Genomic DNA, 19,207 nt, shown 5'->3' with positions numbered 1-19,207 from the left:
AGCGCTCACGATGCCTAAGTGCCTTCGCTGCCAAGCTGAAATGACTAGTAACACCGCGAAATGTTCGGCCTGTGGGTGGGACCTGTCCCAGCTCATCCAGCAAACGCCTGGCGATTTGGAAGCGACGCTGATTGTTGATCCCCAGTTGCTGGAGCAAATAAATCGTGCCGCCTCGACCGAGTCAACCAATCCAGCCGATCTCACGGTTAATAACGCGAACTTGGATGCCACGATCGACTCTGTTCCCCAAGCGGCCGATATCGATCAGACATTGGAGGTCTCAGGCACGCTGAAGCAGGCCCTGGGTTTTGATGCCGCAGGTGATGACACCAACACCGACCTTCAATCGACCAGCCCGTTGCATCTGGACGAAACATCGATTCTCAGCACGGGTGACCTGAGGGCGGCTGCGGACATCGATATCACACTCGACTCGGTTTCCACGCCGGCCGTCGGAGACGATATTGGAACCGTTCTCTTCCCGCTGGCTCCGGGCGGTGACCAGCAGCGGACATCGATGTATTCGGAGAGCCAACTACATCATGCGTTGGAAGGCCGGGCTCACGGCACGGCTGGTACCGAAGGCAAGCTGAAACGACTGTGGGATGACGCAGCCGGTTCCAGCAATAATCCGCTCAATACACTCCGCGGCAACGAAGCTTTAGCATCCGACGCACTGTTTCAGCGTGTAGCCGTGCGGCGCGTGGTCGAGCCCAATAGCGCTGGGGCACAAGCGGCCGATTACATCATCGCCGAGAAAGTCGGCGAAGGCGGAATGGGCGTTGTCTACTCCGCACGCCAAACCAACGTCGATCGCCTGGTAGCCCTCAAGGCTATCAAGGGCAACATGCAAGGCAACGAAGACAACAAACGCAAGTTCTTCTATGAAGCACAGATCACCGCAGATTTGGATCACCCCAATATCGTGCCGATCTATGAACTGGGCGCCACCGAAGATGGCATGCTGTTCTACTCGATGAAGTTGATCACCGGCACCGAGTGGAAAGATGTAATCGCGACCAAGTCGCGCGAAGAGAATCTAGATATTCTCTCCAAAGTCAACGATGCCATTGCGTTTGCCCATTCGCGCGGCATCGTGCACCGCGATTTGAAACCAGCCAATACGATGTTGGGTCCCTTCGGCGAAGTGTATGTCACCGACTGGGGCATGGCCATCGATATCAAACGAGGTACCAGTTATGGTCCAGGTGGCTCGCCGACTTATATGGCACCCGAGATGGCCTTGCATTCGGTCAAGTTGATCGGGCCGGCCAGCGATATCTACATCTTGGGTGCGATGCTCTATCAGATCATCGCCGGTCGTCCTCCCCATCCAGGCAAGACCGTTTCCGATTGCCTGCGGGCTGCTGCGCGCAACGAGATTACTCCCTTCGAAGGCGACGATGCCTTGTTGCCCATCGCCATGAAAGCGATGTCCACCAAACCCGACGAGCGTTACCGCACAGTCGGTGAGTTTCAAGCCGCCCTGCGCCAGTACCGACGTCACGCAGAGAGCGTCACGTTAGCCAGCCGCGCCGAGGAACTGCTGCATCAAGCCCAATCGCAACAACACTACGGCCTCTTTTCGCGAGCCGTGTTTGGATTTCGTGATGCTGTCGAATTGTGGCCCGAAAACACTTCGGCCATCAGTGGTCTGCAGCGAGCTCAACTGGCCTATGGTCAATGCGCTGTCGACAAGGGCGACTATGACTTGGCCATGCAATCGCTCGATCGACAAGATCCCGCGCAAGCAGCTCTGTACGAACAAGCGGTCCGAGGCAAACAGGTTGTCGACGGTCGCGAAAAGCGACTCAAGAGTCTGCGAAGATTAGTAGCGGCCATCGTACTGGTGGGTATCGCCGTATCTTCGACTGCCGCCGTCTATGCGTGGCTGCAACGCAGCGTGGCGGTAGTGGCTTTGGGTGAAGCCACCGAGGCCAAGCAATTGGCTGAGACGCAAAAACTCGTGGCTGAGCAGAACGCCCTGGTTGCCCGCAAAGCAGAAGGCGAAGCTAAACAGCAACGCGAAAAGGCTGAAGAGAGCGCGAAGTCGGCTCGATTGAGTGCTGCCGAAGCAATCGAAGCCCGAAAAGAAGCAGACGAAAATGCGGAGCAGGCTCGCATCGAAGCTGAGCGGGCTTTAAAGAACGAAGCTGAGGCCAATAGTCAGCGACAGCAAGCCGTACTAGCTCGCGATGAAGCCGAACGCAACGCCGCACAAACTCAACTGGAGCAATATCGTTCCACCTTGGGGCTAGCCAAGAGTCAGCTCGAATCCTTCGATGTCAAAGCTGCGCGACAAAGCCTAACCAACTTGAAAGGCCCGTCGGCCAAGGCGTTTGGCAAGCAGAGCCCGCAGCCGGATAACTGGGCCTGGCAACGCGTCAATCTACTCGCCGGAGCTGATTTGCCTCAATCGCAACTTGGCAGCGGAGCACGATCGCTCGACTACGCAGCTGGCGTAGGCCTGGGTGTCGTCGGCACTGCCAGTGGTCAAATTCAAGTGTTTCGTTTAACCCCAGAGGGACTCCAAAGCGTAGCTGTTCATAATGAGGCTCAAGCCACAGTCGATGCTGTGGCCATTGCACCGCAAGGCGACGAAGTCGTGTTCAGTTTCACTCGCGCGGGCGCCAGTGAGTTTTGCGTTTGGCCGCTTACGGCTGGTCAACCCACCATCGCCCCGCAGCCGATTGCCGACGCAGCGGGTTATTCACTGCAAGGCTTTGCCTACAGCCAAGATGGCAACTATCTATTAGCCGGCATCAACGATGGGATGTGGCTGTGGAAGCGCCAGGACAAATGGTTCGAACAACCTGGTTCGCAGCAACAATACAAAAAAATCCGCGGCCGATTGAAATCACTGCAAGTCATTGGCAATGGTCAGGCACTGTTGGCCTCACAGTTGCCCGGCAAGGCCGCCGATGACTTGACGTTGTATGCCATCGATCTGGCTACACCCAACAGCAGTCGCGTCATCGCCACCGGCCAGCCATTGGCGGGCAATGTAAGTGCGGTCGCTTACGATGCATCGCGCAAAGAATTGATCGTTGGTACTGGCAATGGCAAACTGTTCACAGCTCAGGTCAAACTCGGAGCAGCTCAAGCTGGTTTGCTTGGTCAAGTCGATGACGCAGTGGAGATTCAACCCAGCCAACATCGCACGGCCGTGGAGAAGATCGTCCTGGATCGAGGACAGATGCTGACGCTGAGCGCCGAACCAGTTGCCCACATCTGGAATTACGAGCAGTCCTCGGGTTGGAGCTACGATACTTATCTGCTGGGAACTGCGGAGAATTTGGCGCACGTAGCTTTTACCGCACCGGGGCAGGTCCTGGGCATTGACTCCGCGGGTCACTCGATTGCCTGGAATATTGCCCAGCAAAAAAATCGTCGACAACTCAGACGATTGCACAGCGATGGAGTGCGGCCCAATCCGTTTGTCGCACCCATAGTCGATGTCTTCACGACACCTGCGGGCTTGGCGCTAACTGTTGCGCAAACTGGCGTCATCGAAGGATGGGATTTGAAGACCGGACGCACTGTTGAACTTGCCGGTGAACGCTTCAGTTACCTGGGGCATACTCCGGGTGCTGAATTTGTTGACTGCGCGGTAGATCATGATGCGGGCGTGTTGGTAACAGCTGCCCAACTGGCCAATGTCGAAGCGGCTTATCTGCAAAACGATGATCAGCCTTGGGAGGTTTGCGTTTGGAACTTGCACAGCGGTACGATGCGTCAGCGACTGCGGTTGAAGGCAGACACGGGTCCTGCTGATTCGCAGCCATCCACGCAGCGCAGGGATGGCCAGGCACAGCGGTCGATCGGCGGCATTCAACCACGGATATCCTTGGTCAATAACGGCCAGGCAATTTTGTTGGCCAGTGATCACACGACGCGACTGCTGTCCCTGGATGGTCGCGAGATTTTCACCGGTGACAAGTTTGGCACTTACTTCGCCGTGGCTCATCCGCAAAAACCGAATCTATTGTTACTGGTCATGCGGTCCGGTGCCCTGCGGATGCTCGATCTAAACAATCTCAGCCAATGGAATCAGAGCCCGCGCGAGTACGGCCTGACCACCGCCAACGATACACCACTGCAAGGCATATGGAGCCCCGATGGCCAACAGTTCTGCTTGAGTTTCACCTCGGGTGCCGTGGCTATCCTGAAGTGGAATGGTTCCCAGTTGAAAATTCAGTGGTCTAGCCACAAGCTTGAAGGCGATGCGCAGTCGCGCGCGTTGTATGATTCGCTTTCCAAAGGAGTGTTGCGAGTCAGGTCCCATGCCGACATCGACATGGGCATTTCCAGCTCTGGTAGCGGTCGGCAGTTGACGATAGTACGCCGGGCGCGGGGTGCTGCTGGTTCTACGCAGCGCACCGTTTTGCAACTCGGCGGCGCTCAGCCGAGCTTGGTTAGTCATGAGAAACTGGCTGGACTTTACTGGCTAGACTCGAGTGGCCCGGAATCGCAACTAACAGATCGTTTCCATGACCGTTTGCAAGTCGATACAGATCAAGTGTTCGCGCTGCGGCGCACGCAACACGAGACGTTCATCTCCACCAGTTCCGCGCATGTGGTTGGTCTGCATGATGGCTCGCGTCAGCTGAAGAGCTTTGGTAGAACGGAGGTCGTGGATGCGACTGGCAACCGCGATGCATCCCTGCTGTACTTGTTACAAGCGGATGGAACGCTAGTGCAATTTGACGCCCGTGATCTGCAGCAGGTAGCTTGGAAGCCTTGTGCCTTCCAAGTAAGTGGTGCCAAACAAATCGAATTATCGCCCGATGGAACTCAGCTGGCTGTCTTGCGCGCCACGGATAATGAATCCAGCGTTACTCTCTTGGACGCGACATCGGGTCAAGAGCAACTGACGATTGCCGGTGGCGCGGCCGTGGCGTGGGACCCATGGCTACCGTGTACCGCCGCTGTAATCAAACTCGATGGGCACATCGATATCATCAGCCAAGGCGCTGCGCAGCCGTTACCTTCCACCGCCAACTTAGACGCCAACGAGCGCATCGCCTCGTTGAATTTCCTTCAAGAAAACTGGCGAGATCCAGAGACACCTACGATTAAACACTTGTTACTGCAGACTGAATCAACAGAGGCAGGTGCCTTGCAATTCATTTCGCTTGATCAACCCCGCGAGCGCCCTGTAGATCGCGAACGCATCGCCAAAGGCGCTCGCATAGCAGTCAGCCCGCGGGATTCGATCATTGCCAGCGGCGATCCGGCAGGCACTGTCACGATCTGGTATGCCACACCGACTTGGGACGACCGCCCGAAAGAACTCTACGAGCTAGAAGGCCATCGCGGCGCGGCCATCTTGCTGACGCGCTTTAGTGTCGATGGCACCACCTTGATAAGTGCCGATGCCAAGAAACGCGTATTTGGCTGGCTATCGAATTAAGCTGTCTCCACTTCGGTGTTCCCCCTCTCGCTTTGCGCCGGGGGCGGTGACGTCACCTCTCCAAGGCTTCGCCTTGGGGAGGTCGAATCGAGCCGTAGCGAGATTCGGGAGGGGTCTTGGAAGTGCCGGGGGTTGATACCGCAGAAGTCTTGCGTAGCGCTGTGCCCCCGCCCGCAGACCTCGGCTGAACGCCTCGTCTGCGACCTCCCCCGCTGCGCGGGAGAGGTGACGTCACCTCTCCAAGGCTTCGCCTTGGGGAGGTCGAATCGAGGCTTTGCGAGATTCGGGAGGGGTCTTGGCAGTGGAGGTGGTTAGTACCGCAGGAGTCTTGCCTAGCGCTGTGCCCCCGCCCGCAGACTTCGGCTGAACGCCTCGTCTGCGACCTCCCCCGCTGCGCGGCTGCGCGGGAGAGGTGACCCTACCATGAACCTCGGACAACCAGCCTCAGATTGTGAATAAGCGTGGTAAGCAGCGGTTGGGTGCTAACTTGAATACGCACCGTGGCCAGCGAGCCTTGGCAGGGAGGAGTCTGCGCATGATGTTGGTCCAGCACAATCGTAACGGCATAGTGCGGCGTGGAAGGTGCAAGCCTGCCGTCAGGCCGGCGCGTTGAAATAGTTTCGGCATCACCGGAGAGTTCATCCGGCAACACCTCAACTGGGTCGGGCGCGATGCGCACGATGCGGCCAGTGATGATCGAGCCAACCTCACTGTCCCAACGACAGGCTACGGGCATCTGCATGGCCAGCTGCTTCACATCCTGCTGCGATACCAGGGCAATCAGTTCAGTCTGCTCCAACGAACTGAACCAACCAACTTGATTGCCACGCTCGACCACGCACCCGCGATTCATCTCAGCCAATGGACCGGCGGACCAGGGCCAATGCTCAGGCGCAGTCAATGGTCGCGCCAGCGGGGCCGAGTTCAATAGCAACTTGCCTCGTCTATCCGTGGACTGCTGGAATCGCGCTAGTTCGTCATCGAGCAACTGCAGTTTTGCGCGACGGTCGGCCAACAACTGTTGTTGGGCTGGTATTTCATAGCCAGACGAAGCGTCATATGTGACTAGCTGACGGAGCGATGCCAACTTCGTTTCCAGCAGAGCGATCTCACCAAGTACCTGTAAGCGTTCCAGTTGTTTGGCTGGCGACTCAAACTGTACCAGCTTGGTACCAGCCTCCAATTCTTGTCCTAGAGGGGCACTCTCGACTAGCGTGGCTGTATCGATGGCAAAGATCGGTTGCTTGTCGCTGTAGTCCGTAACTGCTCGGGCTCGGACATAGACGGGCATCGGTACCAGAGCTACCCAGTAAACACCTAATCCGAGAGCCGCCAACGTCACCACTCCACGCGTGAACTTCAGACCACGCGTGTTACGCAAATCAGAGTAGAACTGCCGCAGCCGATGCACCACTGTCAGGATTAAACCCAACCCAGTCGCGAAAGCCATGAACCAATACGCCAGCCCCAACCCCCACGGCACCAGCAACTGCCAGGCGAACCAGAGAATCATGACCAACAGCCACATGCGGTAAGCCCAAGATAGCCAGTGATACACAGCCAGCATCCACGCTGGACTATCCAGTGACCAACGGCCAGCTGAGCCCTTACCTGCTGGTCCTGTAACTTGTCTTGCATCGTTCCCAGTTAGCCAACCAATCAAACATTGCTGGCTAGCCTGTTGCGCCTGCATGCTCAAGTTGGGCACGCGCCACCAGTCGCTCAAAATGTAGTAACCGTCATATCGCAGCAGTGGGTTGCCATTGATCAATAATGTGCTCACCGAACAAATGATCATAACGTTGGCTGCGATGGCATGCACCGCTGATGACGGACTGGTGGTCAGCCAGGTCAACGCGGCCAGCGTAGCCAGAATCACTTCGACATAAATGCCCGCAGCTGCGATGGCTGCACGCCGCCAACGCGAACTAAGCCGCCAGGCATCGGTCGTATCACAGTACAGTGAAGGCGTAAACATCAGAAACAATAAGCCCAGTTCGCTACAGCGCACATGAAAGTATACGCACGCCAATCCATGTCCCAGCTCATGGCAAGACTTTATCAGCACCCAACACACAAACATCCAAAACCAGCGATCACCTTGAATCGCAGCCACGTCGAGCGAGAGTAACGCTGGCTCGCGCACCAGGCGGATGCAGACCAACAATGCAGCCACACAAGCAGCCGTTAGCACAAACGCAACACTGAAGCGATTGAACAGGACAACCGCGACCGGTCTTAGCCGCAACAGAGTCGACAGCGGATTAATAAGCGGCAGACGTACACTCAGCGGACTGGCCAGTCGGTGCCACCAGGTTTGCCTGGCGCGCTGGCTGATTTTCAGCAGCGATTCGACCGCGCCAGCGGTAGCAGGCATGAGCAATTGACTAGCCGCCAGTTTTGATACCAGGACTCGCAACCACTCTGCGCCTGGCAACTCCAGTGGATAGCGCTGAGCAAGCGCGTGGGCGATCTGAACCAGGCCGCGCTGTCCATCCATCAAGGCAGCTGCATCTTTTTCTAACTGACTGAAATAAAAGAAGCGCCCGTTCAGTGGATCGCGAGCTACCCAGCGCTGGCCGCCCTCCTGGCTCGTCCATTCAATGTCGGGCCGAAAACAAATTCCGGTCTCGCCACTGCGAATCATGGCACTAACTCGATAGTGGCTTTGACCTTCAGACCCGAGCGTAGTTGGTTATCAGCATTATCGATCTCGATGAACACACGCGCGGTGGCCGAAATCGGATCGATAATAGGACTCACAAAGACCACGATGCCCTGAGACTCAACCGGACCGTTAGGTCCTTCGAAAATAACTTGGGCCGGTTGCTTGACTAAATTGCGAACCGCATCGTTGGCACTCACAAAGCCCTCGACACGCAAACGATCGACACGTTCCACTCGTAACAAAGCGGTTCCCGGTTCGACCCATTCGCCCACATGTTTCTCGACCGAAACGACCACACCACTGACGGCTGATGTCAGACGATGACGTTCGTACAATTCCAGCGCTTGTCGATACTCGGTATCGGTGATGTTGGCTTCCAGGCCCGCCAAGACACGCGCATTGTCGGCCCGCTCGACCTCTAACTTGTTGCGATCAACCACTAGCTTTAAACGGTCGAGTTCATTAATCGTATACGTATCCTTAACGCGACGATTGGCAGCCTGTGCGCGCCCATACTCGTTGTCTGCCACAGCCAGGCTCTTGACTGCCAGTTGACGATCGATGTCGTTTTTTTGTTTCTGTTTGGCAACTTCGACGGCTGCTTTCGCTCGTTCGACTTGCAGGCGCACGGCTGCGTCATGGATGCGGCCCAGCTCTTGCCCCGCAACCACCGAGTGTCCCTCTTTGACTTGGATACTCTCGATCACGCCCGCTGCCTGGGCTGCAATCGTGGTGGATTCAACTGTCTTCAGGATAGCGCTACTAACTTCTAAACGCGGAGGGTCACCCGCCTTGGCAACTGACGGCACATAAGACCAACTGGCCAGCGTGCATAACCAGGTTAAGCCAGCGCTTACGCCAAGCTTCATCGCACATCTATTCTTCGCGCGCATGGTTGCTTCCTTCTGGCTGATCCAGCCATAGTTTTCGTTGGGCAGCCTCTACCAGCGGACGACACCACACAAACCACAATGGTTGCTGGCCACAATCAAACCAGGCTGCGGCACCTGCGCCCATGCGCGATTGATCCACAACCTGGCGGTCGACCTGAGCATGTATCTCCACGAAACAGCCTTGATCGTTTTGCACTACATCGGAGACCCATTGGACTTCTCCCGTAAAGCGTCGTTCGGGAAGACTGTCGAGCACGAATTCGAGTTGGCGTGCATCGCAGGCGGTGCCCGCCACTTTGCGACGTACATAACCCGAATCACGATCCGCTACGCGTAGCCGTAGTTGCCAAGGACCATTCAAATCCAGAATGGTCAGCAAGGCATCGCCGCGACGCACCGGCCGTCCAGTTAGTTGCTGTTCCAATTGCCGCGTCGCCACCAGACCATCAATGGGCGACACGAGTTGGAGTTTATCCTTCTCCGCCTGCAAGAATTCCAGCTGCGCCCGGAGATTTTTTTCGCGAACCGTCAACTCGGCCACTTCGGCTGACAAGCGACTTTGCGAGAGCAACGCATCGCGAGCAGCAGGGTCTACCTGGTTGATAGCCACGCGCAGGGCACTGTGCTTCTCCAGCACGGCGCGCAGATCACCTTGCAGCTCTTCGATCTGCAATTCCAAAGCGGGTGAGCGCAAACTGGCTACCAACTGGCCACTATGCACCAGCTGGCCATCGCTCACATGCAATTGATCGACATAGCCATCAGCCGGCGCGAACAGAGAACGTTTGACTTGCGGTTCCAAAACTGCGGGCGCTTCGATCATTAACGTTTGTGGACTGGTCAAGGTGCGATAGGCTGCGAACAAAATGCTTAACACCAGCAACCAGCCGATCGAGCGACGCAGCAACCGCGGCCAACAATTTGGGCCAAGTCGAATTGAGCGTAACCAAACCGGCATGCTCAGCCACTGTGCCTGTTGATGCCAACTAGCTGAGAGCACGGGCAGGGCCAACGACACGGCAGGAAGCGCCGACAGCATCGCCTCCGTTGTCGCCCATTCGATGGTCACCTGGTGCTGCCACCTTTTGCTGACAGGGCCACTCTCCAACGGTACGATTAAGCGATTCTGGAATAGTCCTGATGCATCCAAGGCTGGGCTGCTAGTCAGCTTGGTTTCTATATCGCTTGACGCCTGCTCGGCGGCCGTAAAGCTCAGGCACTTGGCCAGGCGAGCCGCCTCGGTAGCGTCGCGCTGTAATTGTTGGATGGGCGTTAGCGAACGATCGATGCTGGTGATACCGCTTATGGCTACAAGCTGCCAGCCATCGAGAAACGTTCGACCGACCAGCCCCACGCGAGCCGCCCCCAACAGTCGAGCCAACTGATTGACTAAGATGGTTCGCGATTGTGCGACGTGAGTACTCGCAGGTAATTGGCGACAAACCTCTTCCATGATGTGCCAGCGCTGGCCGAACAATCGCTCAACATCGGCCAGTTGTCGCATACCTGCGATCTCGGCGAATGCGTGGAGTAAATCGATCAGCGCCGTGGTCTGTTCAACTGAGGTTGTCCCTTTTAAGCTCACCAGCAAACAACCGCAGTGGTATTGCCCAGGACGCACAGGCACTGCTAACCACTGAATTGAATCAAGCTGGCCGACCAGGTGGTTCGGTTGGCCACCACTATTGAGCGTGCGAAGCAAGACGGAGCGTAGCTCGGTTGGCTGCGTTCCAACTGAAGCCAGACAAAGCGTGTCGTCACTGGGATTGCTCAACGGTATGAGCAGTTCGGCTCCACCGGCACCTATGGTCAGTTGCAAACGTTCGAGCAACAAACACCAGTACTTTTGCGACGGCATGTCACTACGTGCCAACCCCTCCAGCTCATTGAGCAGTTGATCGATCTGCTGCAGTCGATTTGGGGCTAGCATTGAAAAGCTCACTGGAAAATTGACCAGCCCTCATTCTACTTGCCATCCAAGTAATTTACGCAATCCTGGTAACATCGATCACTGGATCGGTTTGATGGCTGGCCGCGCATCGCCTGAATTTTCGGCACAGTCTGTCTAATCGTTCGAATTTACTGAACTGGCTGTTTGCCAGGCGTCGAAACACTGCCTTAGATGGCCGAAGGTCTGCGTGCCCATAGGCCAACCCTGACGCGCCGCTAGATTGTCGTATATCTCCCGTTTCACTTAGTTTGACTAACCTCGACCAATCACCCCTGGTCAGCAAGCAGGAGAGAATGCGCTCGACACGACTCATTCTCAGCTTGTGGTTGACAGCGCTGGCGAGCGCAATCGGGTGTATTGCGCGGCGCGACAATCTGTATTTCAGCCAACCGCCTGATCTGCAGGCGTGCCAGTTTCCGGCCGATGGTCCCACGCAACTTTCTCTCAACGAAGCCAACATTTGCCCGCCGCGTGCGGGCATGATGGCGGAACCAGTTTCGCCGCTGGACTTGGATGAGTCGCAGTTGATCGCCGAGCATCTCTTGCCCCTGAGCCTGCAAGAGTGCATTCATCAAGCACTTCAGTCTTCGCACGTGCTCCGTGACTTGGGTGGTACCATCATACGCTCGCCGCAAACGATTGGATCCAATCTGGATCCAGCACTAGTATTTAGCGATCCGCGAGCCGGCGAAGAGGCAGCTCTCAGCGCGTTCGATGCCAACTTGTTCGTGAGCGATTACTTCGAACGCAACGATCGCGGTTTGAATAACCAGTTCTTTGGACGCAATGGTCAATTTAAACAAGACCTCAATACGCTGCAGATGGGCATCAACAAGCGTTTGGCCACAGGCGGTCAATCGACTTTGCGACGCATCACCATTTACGATCGCAATAATCAACTCTCCAATCGTTTTCCGTTTGACTCGTGGGATCAATATGTGGAAGCCGAAATGCGGCAACCGCTGCTTCAGGGAGCTGGAACAGAATTCAATCGCATTGCTGGTCCAGGTGCGGCTGCGGGCCAATTGAACGGTGTACTACTAGTTCGATCGCGAACTGATATCAGCCTGGTGGATTTTCAGCGCGGCGTTCGCGATCTGGTGACCGAAGTTGAAAACGCTTATTGGGATCTGTATTACGCCTATCGCGATTTGGAGTCGCGAATCGCCGTGCGCGATATCGCACAGCAAACGCTGGATCGACTACCTAAAGAATCGACATCCATTGGGAAGCTGGCTCAGGCGGAAGAGCAAGTGTATCGCTTTCAATCGGAAGTGATTGATTCGCTGAACGGACGACCCATCGATGGAACGCGCACCAACAACGGCAGTGCACCAGGCACTTTTCGCAACAATGGTGGTCTACGAATATCAGAGCGCAAACTGCGTTTGATGATCGGCTTGCCCATCAACGATGGTCGCCTGATTCGCCCCAGCGATTCGCCTGCTGCCGCACCGGTGACATTCGACTGGAACAGCAGTATCGCCGAAGCTTTGCAGCGACGTGAAGAACTGCGTCGTCAACGTTGGGTTATCAAACAGCGCGAGCTGGAGTTGATCGGCAATCGCAACTTCTTGAAGCCACAACTGGATGTGATTGGTCGCTACCGAATGCGCGGCTTCGGCGAAGATCTATACGGTAGTGATTCGGCCACCTCCAGCCTGTACGGTGGTCAATATCAAGAGTGGCAAGCAGGTATCGAGTACAACATGCCGGTAGGTTTCCGCCGAGCGGCGGCGGCGGTCCAGAACTCGCGATTAGCGCTGGCTCGCGAGATGGAAGTCCTGAAAGAGCAAGAGCGTTATGTGCATTTTGGTCTGAGCAACGCGCTCAACGAAGCCAAACGGGCTCATGAGAATCTGCAACTCCAGCGGCGTCGACTCGATGCGATTGTTACTCAACTCAATGCAATCGATGCGCGTGACGACGCGGAACGAGCTGAACTGGATGTGCGACTAGAAACGCACCGTCGGCTCCTGGATGCACGTCTGCGTTACCACCAGGCGGAAGTTGAATACGTGCTGGCTCTACGCAATGTGAATTACGAAAAGGGCAGCCTGCTGGAGTACTGCAACGTCACGCTGGCAGAATCGATGTCAACACGGAAGGCGAACGAGGACGCAGCCGAGCGCATTGAATTCCGCAACTTCGACCACAACCCACCCGTGCGCGACCCAGTGATTGGCAAGCCACTGGGTAGCACGCCAGTAACTGAGTCACTACCAGTTCCGACGCAAACGATCGAGCGCATTATGGAAGTGGCTCCACCGGCGGCGGCACTACCCGAGTTGCCGCTTGAATCTGTGCCCGCTATCAACGTCGAGCCTCAGAACTAAGTCCAGACTATGTATTCTGCACGCACAATTCGAATCATCGTTTGCGTCATATTCGGGGCCATGAATCTGGGGGCGTCGGCGGCCAATTCGCAAACACCAGACCGTGGCCAGAGTAAAGATGCGGCTAAGCCTGCGCAGCTGAAGACCGAATCGATGATAGGTCCATTACAAGAACCGACTCAGTTATTTGCGAAAATTCATCCATCGCCGAGCACGACCTTTCAACTTGCCGCGCCTGTGCGACTATCGAGCGCTCCCGTGCCAGAAGTCTATTTGTGGCATACGCCAGCCTTTGAACACCGACCGTTATACTTCGAGCAGCCGAATCTTGAACGTTACGGGGTTGGGACTTATCGCCTATTTCAACCGGCCGCAGCCTCGGCGCATTTCTTTACCTCAGCTGCCTTGATGCCCTACAAATTATTGACTCAGCATCCGTATGAGCATGTCTGGACTCTAGGTCACCATCGCCCAGGCAACTGCGTCCCCTGGCAAGGCCGAACATTGATTGGCCAGTCCGCCGTAGGCGAAGTCTTCAGCCCGTCGAATTAGTCTCCTTTTGCTCCGCAAAAGGACTTGGCATTCGCAGAGCGTGTTAGTCTGTCTTTTGCTTGGCAAAAAGATGCTGGCCTTTCGCAGAGCGAAAGGAGACATAAAAGCATGTCAGCCAGCAAGAATGCCGCCCGATGACATCCTTGTGGCTGACAGCGTGTTGACACTCGCAACCACCCGAGGGTGGCCCCTCAGCGAGCGTCATACATTTTTAATCTTATGCGTCTCGATTGGTAAAGCAAACTCTTTGGCGTTGACTCGCCAGTCGACAACCAGTGAAGATCCTTACCTGCGATTTATGACAAATCGCTCATCAAGCATAGCGAAAGATTACATATGTGAAATAGCTTTGAGCGTCGACTTGGTCCCGATTGCGGTTACCCGTAGTCTGATGGACGAGAACGCAGTGGCGATTCTCTTGATTGACCTTAATCACTGTGAGAATGCCCGGCTATATGGCTCGTCAACGTGGTCTTCTCGCGCTTTTCATCGCACTTATGGTGCTGATGGCGAGTACGTCCATCTTTCTGTGGCAGCCGCGGAAGACCAGCAGCACTCACTCTTCCATCTTACCTCATGTATCGCAAAGTCAAGACATCCAGTTCGTGGGCAGCCTGAAATGTCGCGATTGTCATGCGGAACTGTCCGAGCAATTTGCTCACCATCCGATGGCCATCTCGACGCGATTGCTTGGCGATGATGATCCGGCGATCTATCAGTCGTCCTTGCCCGCGTCCATCGAGGGCAAGCAACGAGGCCTGACGGTCGAGGGCTCAGTAAACAAACTGGTTCATAGCGAGCGAGCCTACGATGACCAGGGGCAGCTGATCTACTCTCAAGGTCACGCTATGACGTATGTGGTTGGTTCCGGCAGACGGGCACGAGCCTATTTGGAACGACGTGGCCATTTGCTCTTTATGTCACCGATCAATTGGTATCGCCAATCCCAAGCTTGGAATTTGGCGCCGGGCTATGTGCCCGATGATGTGCGACGTTTCGACCGCCGCGTGCGCGATGATTGCCTGGCCTGTCACAGTGGTCGACCCGTGATCGAACAAGCCGGTGCAAACCTTTATCCCGAACCCATCTTCCATGAGACTGGCATTGGCTGCGAACGTTGTCATGGGCCAGGGTCTAACCATGTGGCCTTTCGAGAACGATCTGGCAACCACGATTCAGAAGTCGATCTGATCGTTAATCCGCGGAAGCTAGATGCCGAGCGGCGCGATGCTGTTTGTTATCAGTGCCATTTGGAATCGGCGGCCCGCGTGTTAAGGCCCGGCAAGTCGCATTTGGACTTTCGACCAGGCATGCAACTATCGGATATCTGGGCCATCCTGGACCAAGGCACGCAGGTAACCGCGACCGGTCACACGCGCTCGGTCAATCATGTGCAGCAAATGCGCGACAGTCGATGTTACATCCAATCCGCTGGTAAGCTAGGTTGCACATCCTGCCATGATCCGCATAGCGTGCCAAATACCGAGGAGCGTGTGGCTGTCTACCGCGAGCGCTGCCTGAGTTGCCACACCAATGAAGCGTGCACCGAGCAGAGGGCGGAGCGTGACCAGCATCAAAACGATTGCGTGACTTGCCACATGCCATCGCTGAGTTCGTCCAATATGGCTCATGTAGCCCAAACCGATCACCGCGTACTGCGACATGCCGAAGCCCCTGCCGAACATCCGCCTACCCAACCCGGCAAAGAGCGCGAGATCAGTCTGAATCTGTTTGGATCGGCCATGGAACAGTTGTCGCCAAGCGAGAAGCAACGCGCCTTGGTGATTGGTACTGTCATGTATTGTCAGCGCAAAGGCATTCCCATGCCGGCAACCGTTTTGCCAATGCTCGAACAGCAGCGCGCGATGCACGCTGGCGATGCAGAGCTATTGACCAAACTCGGCGGGTTGTACTTGGACAAGTCGCTCGTCGATCAAGCTGAGAATTGTTTTCGTGAGACGCTCGCTGCAGAACCCAAGAACGAGTTTGCCCTCGATGGCATGCTCGAAGCGCTTTATCGTCAATCGAAGTGGGCAGAGACGGTCGCGCACGCTACCGAGATGCTGGCCATCGAACCCTCGAGTGCCAGAACGCTGGCCATGCGCGCCGATGCCCTGAGCCGCTTAGAGCGCCACGACGAAGCTCTGGAAGATATCGCTCGCGCCATCGAGGCCAATCCGGGCCAAGTTGTCCTGCGACAATGGCAAGTCGACAAACTGCGCGCCCTAGGACGTACCACTCAGGCTGATAAAGCCACCCAAGAACTAGAGCGTGTCCGCACCGCCAGTGGCATAGGCTTCCAGCCTGTGTCTTCTACTCCCATTCCTACTCCTACTCGCAAAAATTTCGAGTAGGAGTAGGAGTAGGGCACCTGGATCGCCACCCCACTGACGACAATGCGTCATTTTGAAAACAAAGTATTGAACCCAGATAGGCGAACCGCTACGTTAATGCAGGGCCGAAGGGAACATCTGCATTGGACTAAAGCATTATGCTTGAGCTCGCGTTTGCCGCTGGAGTGTTGCTGTTATGTCATCTTGGACGTGGGCACGGCGGCCAATCGCCGCCGACTGTGCATGTCGACCGATTTGAACTGAACCATTACTTGTGGAGTGATGGTTGTCAAAGTCACCAGGTCATTCTCTGGACCTGGTCAACCGAGAATCAGCGGTATAAACCCAAGTGTTTTTTCTTTGTCGCCGCTGATGGCAGTTGCGATCCTTATCGCAGCGGCAAAGTGTGGAGATTCCGTCACAAAGATGTATGGGGCCGCCAGCCTGACCGCATCTTCGAAGCCGACCAATTGATCGTTACGCACACCGATTACGATCCGTGGGCTGCTTCTCAAGCACGCACAGCTCTGCCTGAGCCAACGCCGTAGCGGAAGGCGTCAAGCATTTCGGACAATCATCGTAGCGGAATGCGTCAAGCATTTCGAACAAGCATCGTAGCGGAATGCGTCAAGCTTTTCGAACATGCTATGCTGGTCAGCGTTCGACAGCCTTGACGGCTGCCGCTACAGTTTCGTTTTCGACAGCCTTGACGGCTGCCGCTACAGTTTCGCTTTCGACAGCTTTGACGGCTGCTACGAGCCTGCTTCGGATTGTGATTGGCATCAATGATGAACAAGACTATTCTCCTGGCGTTGGTATGTTTGACCTGCGGCGAGTTCATAGCAGCGGCCGAGATGAAAGTCGGCTTTGCCAAAGCGGATATTACGCCGACGAGTCCGACGCCTATGTGGGGTTACGCAGCCAGGCACGCGGCTTTGTCGACAGGTACTCGCGACGCGTTGTGGGCCAAGGCCGTCGTGATCGATGCGGGTGCAGACAAGCTGGCCATTGTCGGACTGGATCTGGGCCGGGCACCTACCGATGCGATGATGGTTCGCATTCGACAGGCGATTCAGCAGCAAGCTGGGGTTAACATGCTGATGATCGGTGGGTCGCATACGCATCATGGCCCAGTGATCGAATTGCTGGACCAGCTCGGCAAAGGGCAGGGCACGTTTGACGGCGCGGTCGCATATGGAGTGGAACTCGAAAAGAAGCTGATTGAAACGATCGTCTCGGCGGCCAAGCAAACCCAACCCGCCAAGCTTGGCTGGTCATCCAAGCAAGTCACCCTCAATCGCAATCGCCATTCGAAGCTCGATCCAAAGCCCATCGACTCTGAGCTGGCGGTTATTCGCTTGGATGATAGTAGTGATAAACCGATTGCTTTGATCGTCAACTTTGCAGCGCATGCGACGATGCTCGACGGCACCGATTTGCGGTTCTCGGGTGACTGGCCTGGTCAAATGACTGCGGCTGTGGAACAGCAACTCGGCACGAACTGCATCTTCATGCAGGGTGCTGCCGGTGACCTGTCACCGGCGGCTCCGGACGATGCCAAGACGATCGAGCTGTTTGGCCGACGCATGGCTGAGCATGTGGTGGAAGTTCATCAAACCATCCAGCCTGCAGCCGTTCGACGCGCTCGCCTGGATGTACGTGAAGAAACATTTAGCTATGCGACGCGAATTCCACTGAGCAATCCCGCCACGTTGCAACTTTTCAGCGAAGCGTTTTTTCCTGAGCTGGCTCAAGCCACACTCTCCGATGAACTGGCGCAGAATCAAATCAAGCCGCAGCTAACAACCATCCTTATCAATCGCCAGTTGGCCCTGGTCGGCGGATCGGGTGAGTTCTTTTGCGAACATGGATTGCGTTTGAAAGAACGCTCGCGGGCTGACAAGACACTGTTATTCGGATACTGCAATGGCCATCATATGTATTTCCCGACCATTCAAGCTGTAGCTGAAGGTGGATACGGCGCGGACACGACGGTCAGTTGGGTGGCTGTGGGCGCAGGCGAAGAGATGATGAACCATGCCTTGATCGCCATCTATGCCATGTTGGGTAAGATCAGCGAGTAGGGAGCGGCGGTGTTGAATTGACCGTCGCTGGATCCAGTCTGATTGTGCGTTTGACCTTCTTGGGTGCCAAGAAGTTGTACCACACCAACGGAATGAGCAGCAGGACAAACAGAATACCTATCGCCGCCAGAAGTTGCCGACTCTTTTCCTGCCACGGATCGACTGGCTCTGGCGTGTCGCTACTTAAATCGCTGACGGCCTGAAGTTGCTTAGCCTTGCTTAGTTGATCCAATCGCTCGACTACTTCCGCCGCAGAGGGCCAGCGATCACTTGCAGTTTTGGCCATGAGTTTTTCGATGATACCGATCAATGCCAACGGCACACTGGGGCTTAGTTGTTCAATGGGTGGCGGAAACTGTTCGCGAACCTGGCGCAAAACAACTTCCGCTGGCTGGCCAACGAACGGTGGCTGGCCAGTGCACATGGTGTAGAGTACGCTGCCGAGCGAAAACAGATCGCTCCTCAACTCTAGCGGCAGACCGGCTGCTTGTTCGGGTGACATAAATGCAGGTGCCGCCGGCACGGCCGCATCGCTCATTCTGGCTTGCCACAAGCCATTGGCACCTCGGCTGACCAGAATGCTCGTCGGTTGAACATGGCCAAGCACGGTGCCACGCTGATGATGTTCGTGAAGCGACTGCGCGATCTGCATGCCCAGCCTGGCAACTTCTTTTGGCATGAGTTTCTTGCCGGTACCAATCAGATCTTGCAGTGTTTGTTGGTCGTTCATCGCAAAGCGCCCTCTTTGTAGCCGAAGTCGCCAGACTTTGGACGAATCTAATCTAATTGCAATTTCGATTCACGTCACCTCTCCAAGGCTTTGCCTTGGGGAGGTCGAATCGAGCGCTAGCAAGATTCGGGAGGGGCGCGTCCAGGACGCATAAGTCAAACGTGGCGCATTGCCCCCTCCCGCAGACTTCGGCTGAACGCCTCGTCTGCGACCTCCCCCAGCTTCGCCGGGGGAGGTGACATAGATT

At 55.9% G+C, this 19,207-nt stretch carries 10 protein-coding genes; 6 read left to right on the top strand and 4 right to left on the bottom strand.

The annotated features are described in order from the left end of the window. Positions 1–40 precede the first annotated feature (40 nt). A complete protein-coding gene (locus SH573x_RS04470) occupies positions 41–5,413 on the top strand; it encodes a protein kinase domain-containing protein (RefSeq protein WP_479353131.1) in 5,373 nt (1,790 codons plus the stop codon). 418 nt (positions 5,414–5,831) lie between these two features. On the opposite strand, the gene SH573x_RS04465 is transcribed toward SH573x_RS04470, so the two are convergent. Genes SH573x_RS04465 through SH573x_RS04455 form a run of 3 tightly spaced genes read right to left on the bottom strand, consistent with a single transcriptional unit; the run spans position 5,832 to position 10,904 of the window. Next, positions 5,832–8,060, bottom strand: a complete 2,229-nt coding sequence (locus SH573x_RS04465) for a site-2 protease family protein (RefSeq protein ID WP_479353130.1) — start codon at positions 8,058–8,060, stop codon at positions 5,832–5,834. Further along, the gene (locus SH573x_RS04460; protein WP_479353129.1) at positions 8,057–8,974 is read right to left on the bottom strand and encodes an efflux RND transporter periplasmic adaptor subunit; all 918 of its coding nucleotides are present in this window, start codon (positions 8,972–8,974) and stop codon (positions 8,057–8,059) included. The genes SH573x_RS04465 and SH573x_RS04460 overlap by 4 nt, the downstream gene beginning before the upstream one ends. Continuing rightward, entirely contained in the window at positions 8,958–10,904 is a 1,947-nt protein-coding gene (locus SH573x_RS04455) for an efflux RND transporter periplasmic adaptor subunit (protein WP_479353128.1), read from the bottom strand. The genes SH573x_RS04460 and SH573x_RS04455 overlap by 17 nt, the downstream gene beginning before the upstream one ends. A gap of 314 nt (positions 10,905–11,218) precedes the next feature. Between SH573x_RS04455 and SH573x_RS04450 the strand changes: the two genes are divergently transcribed. The 5 genes from SH573x_RS04450 (at position 11,219) to SH573x_RS04430 (ending at position 18,230) form a co-directional block, all read left to right on the top strand. Further along, positions 11,219–13,261 carry a TolC family protein gene (locus tag SH573x_RS04450; RefSeq protein ID WP_479353127.1) on the top strand — a complete coding sequence of 681 codons (2,043 nt, stop codon included), beginning with the start codon at positions 11,219–11,221 and terminating at the stop codon, positions 13,259–13,261. 9 nt (positions 13,262–13,270) lie between these two features. Next, complete coding sequence (locus tag SH573x_RS04445; RefSeq protein WP_479353126.1) at positions 13,271–13,813, top strand: hypothetical protein; 543 nt, start codon at positions 13,271–13,273, stop codon at positions 13,811–13,813. A gap of 455 nt (positions 13,814–14,268) precedes the next feature. Next, entirely contained in the window at positions 14,269–16,167 is a 1,899-nt protein-coding gene (locus tag SH573x_RS04440) for a cytochrome c3 family protein (protein WP_479353125.1), read from the top strand. Positions 16,168–16,304: 137 nt separating this feature from the next. Next, the gene (locus SH573x_RS04435) at positions 16,305–16,694 is read left to right on the top strand and encodes a hypothetical protein (protein WP_479353124.1); all 390 of its coding nucleotides are present in this window, start codon (positions 16,305–16,307) and stop codon (positions 16,692–16,694) included. Positions 16,695–16,931: 237 nt separating this feature from the next. Beyond that, positions 16,932–18,230 carry a neutral/alkaline non-lysosomal ceramidase N-terminal domain-containing protein gene (locus SH573x_RS04430; protein ID WP_479353123.1) on the top strand — a complete coding sequence of 433 codons (1,299 nt, stop codon included), beginning with the start codon at positions 16,932–16,934 and terminating at the stop codon, positions 18,228–18,230. Here SH573x_RS04430 and SH573x_RS04425 read toward each other — a convergent pair. Next, positions 18,220–18,960 carry a protein kinase family protein gene (locus SH573x_RS04425; protein WP_479353122.1) on the bottom strand — a complete coding sequence of 247 codons (741 nt, stop codon included), beginning with the start codon at positions 18,958–18,960 and terminating at the stop codon, positions 18,220–18,222. The two genes, SH573x_RS04430 and SH573x_RS04425, sit on opposite strands and share 11 nt — an antisense overlap. Positions 18,961–19,207 lie beyond the last annotated feature (247 nt).

The organism is Rania fehmarnensis, from assembly GCF_056494185.1.
The sequence above is the reverse complement of the archived record's forward strand: the minus strand, read 5'-3'. Positions and strand labels throughout refer to the sequence as shown.

Excerpts from the sequence above, each read along its gene's own strand:
- SH573x_RS04470 (WP_479353131.1), top strand. The coding sequence starts at position 41 with ATGACTAGTAACACCGCGAAATGTTCGGCCTGTGGGTGGGACCTGTCC.
- SH573x_RS04465 (WP_479353130.1), bottom strand. The coding sequence starts at position 8,060 with ATGATTCGCAGTGGCGAGACCGGAATTTGTTTTCGGCCCGACATTGAA.
- SH573x_RS04460 (WP_479353129.1), bottom strand. The coding sequence starts at position 8,974 with ATGCGCGCGAAGAATAGATGTGCGATGAAGCTTGGCGTAAGCGCTGGC.
- SH573x_RS04455 (WP_479353128.1), bottom strand. The coding sequence starts at position 10,904 with ATGCTAGCCCCAAATCGACTGCAGCAGATCGATCAACTGCTCAATGAG.
- SH573x_RS04450 (WP_479353127.1), top strand. The coding sequence starts at position 11,219 with ATGCGCTCGACACGACTCATTCTCAGCTTGTGGTTGACAGCGCTGGCG.
- SH573x_RS04445 (WP_479353126.1), top strand. The coding sequence starts at position 13,271 with ATGTATTCTGCACGCACAATTCGAATCATCGTTTGCGTCATATTCGGG.
- SH573x_RS04440 (WP_479353125.1), top strand. The coding sequence starts at position 14,269 with ATGGCTCGTCAACGTGGTCTTCTCGCGCTTTTCATCGCACTTATGGTG.
- SH573x_RS04435 (WP_479353124.1), top strand. The coding sequence starts at position 16,305 with ATGCTTGAGCTCGCGTTTGCCGCTGGAGTGTTGCTGTTATGTCATCTT.
- SH573x_RS04430 (WP_479353123.1), top strand. The coding sequence starts at position 16,932 with ATGATGAACAAGACTATTCTCCTGGCGTTGGTATGTTTGACCTGCGGC.
- SH573x_RS04425 (WP_479353122.1), bottom strand. The coding sequence starts at position 18,960 with ATGAACGACCAACAAACACTGCAAGATCTGATTGGTACCGGCAAGAAA.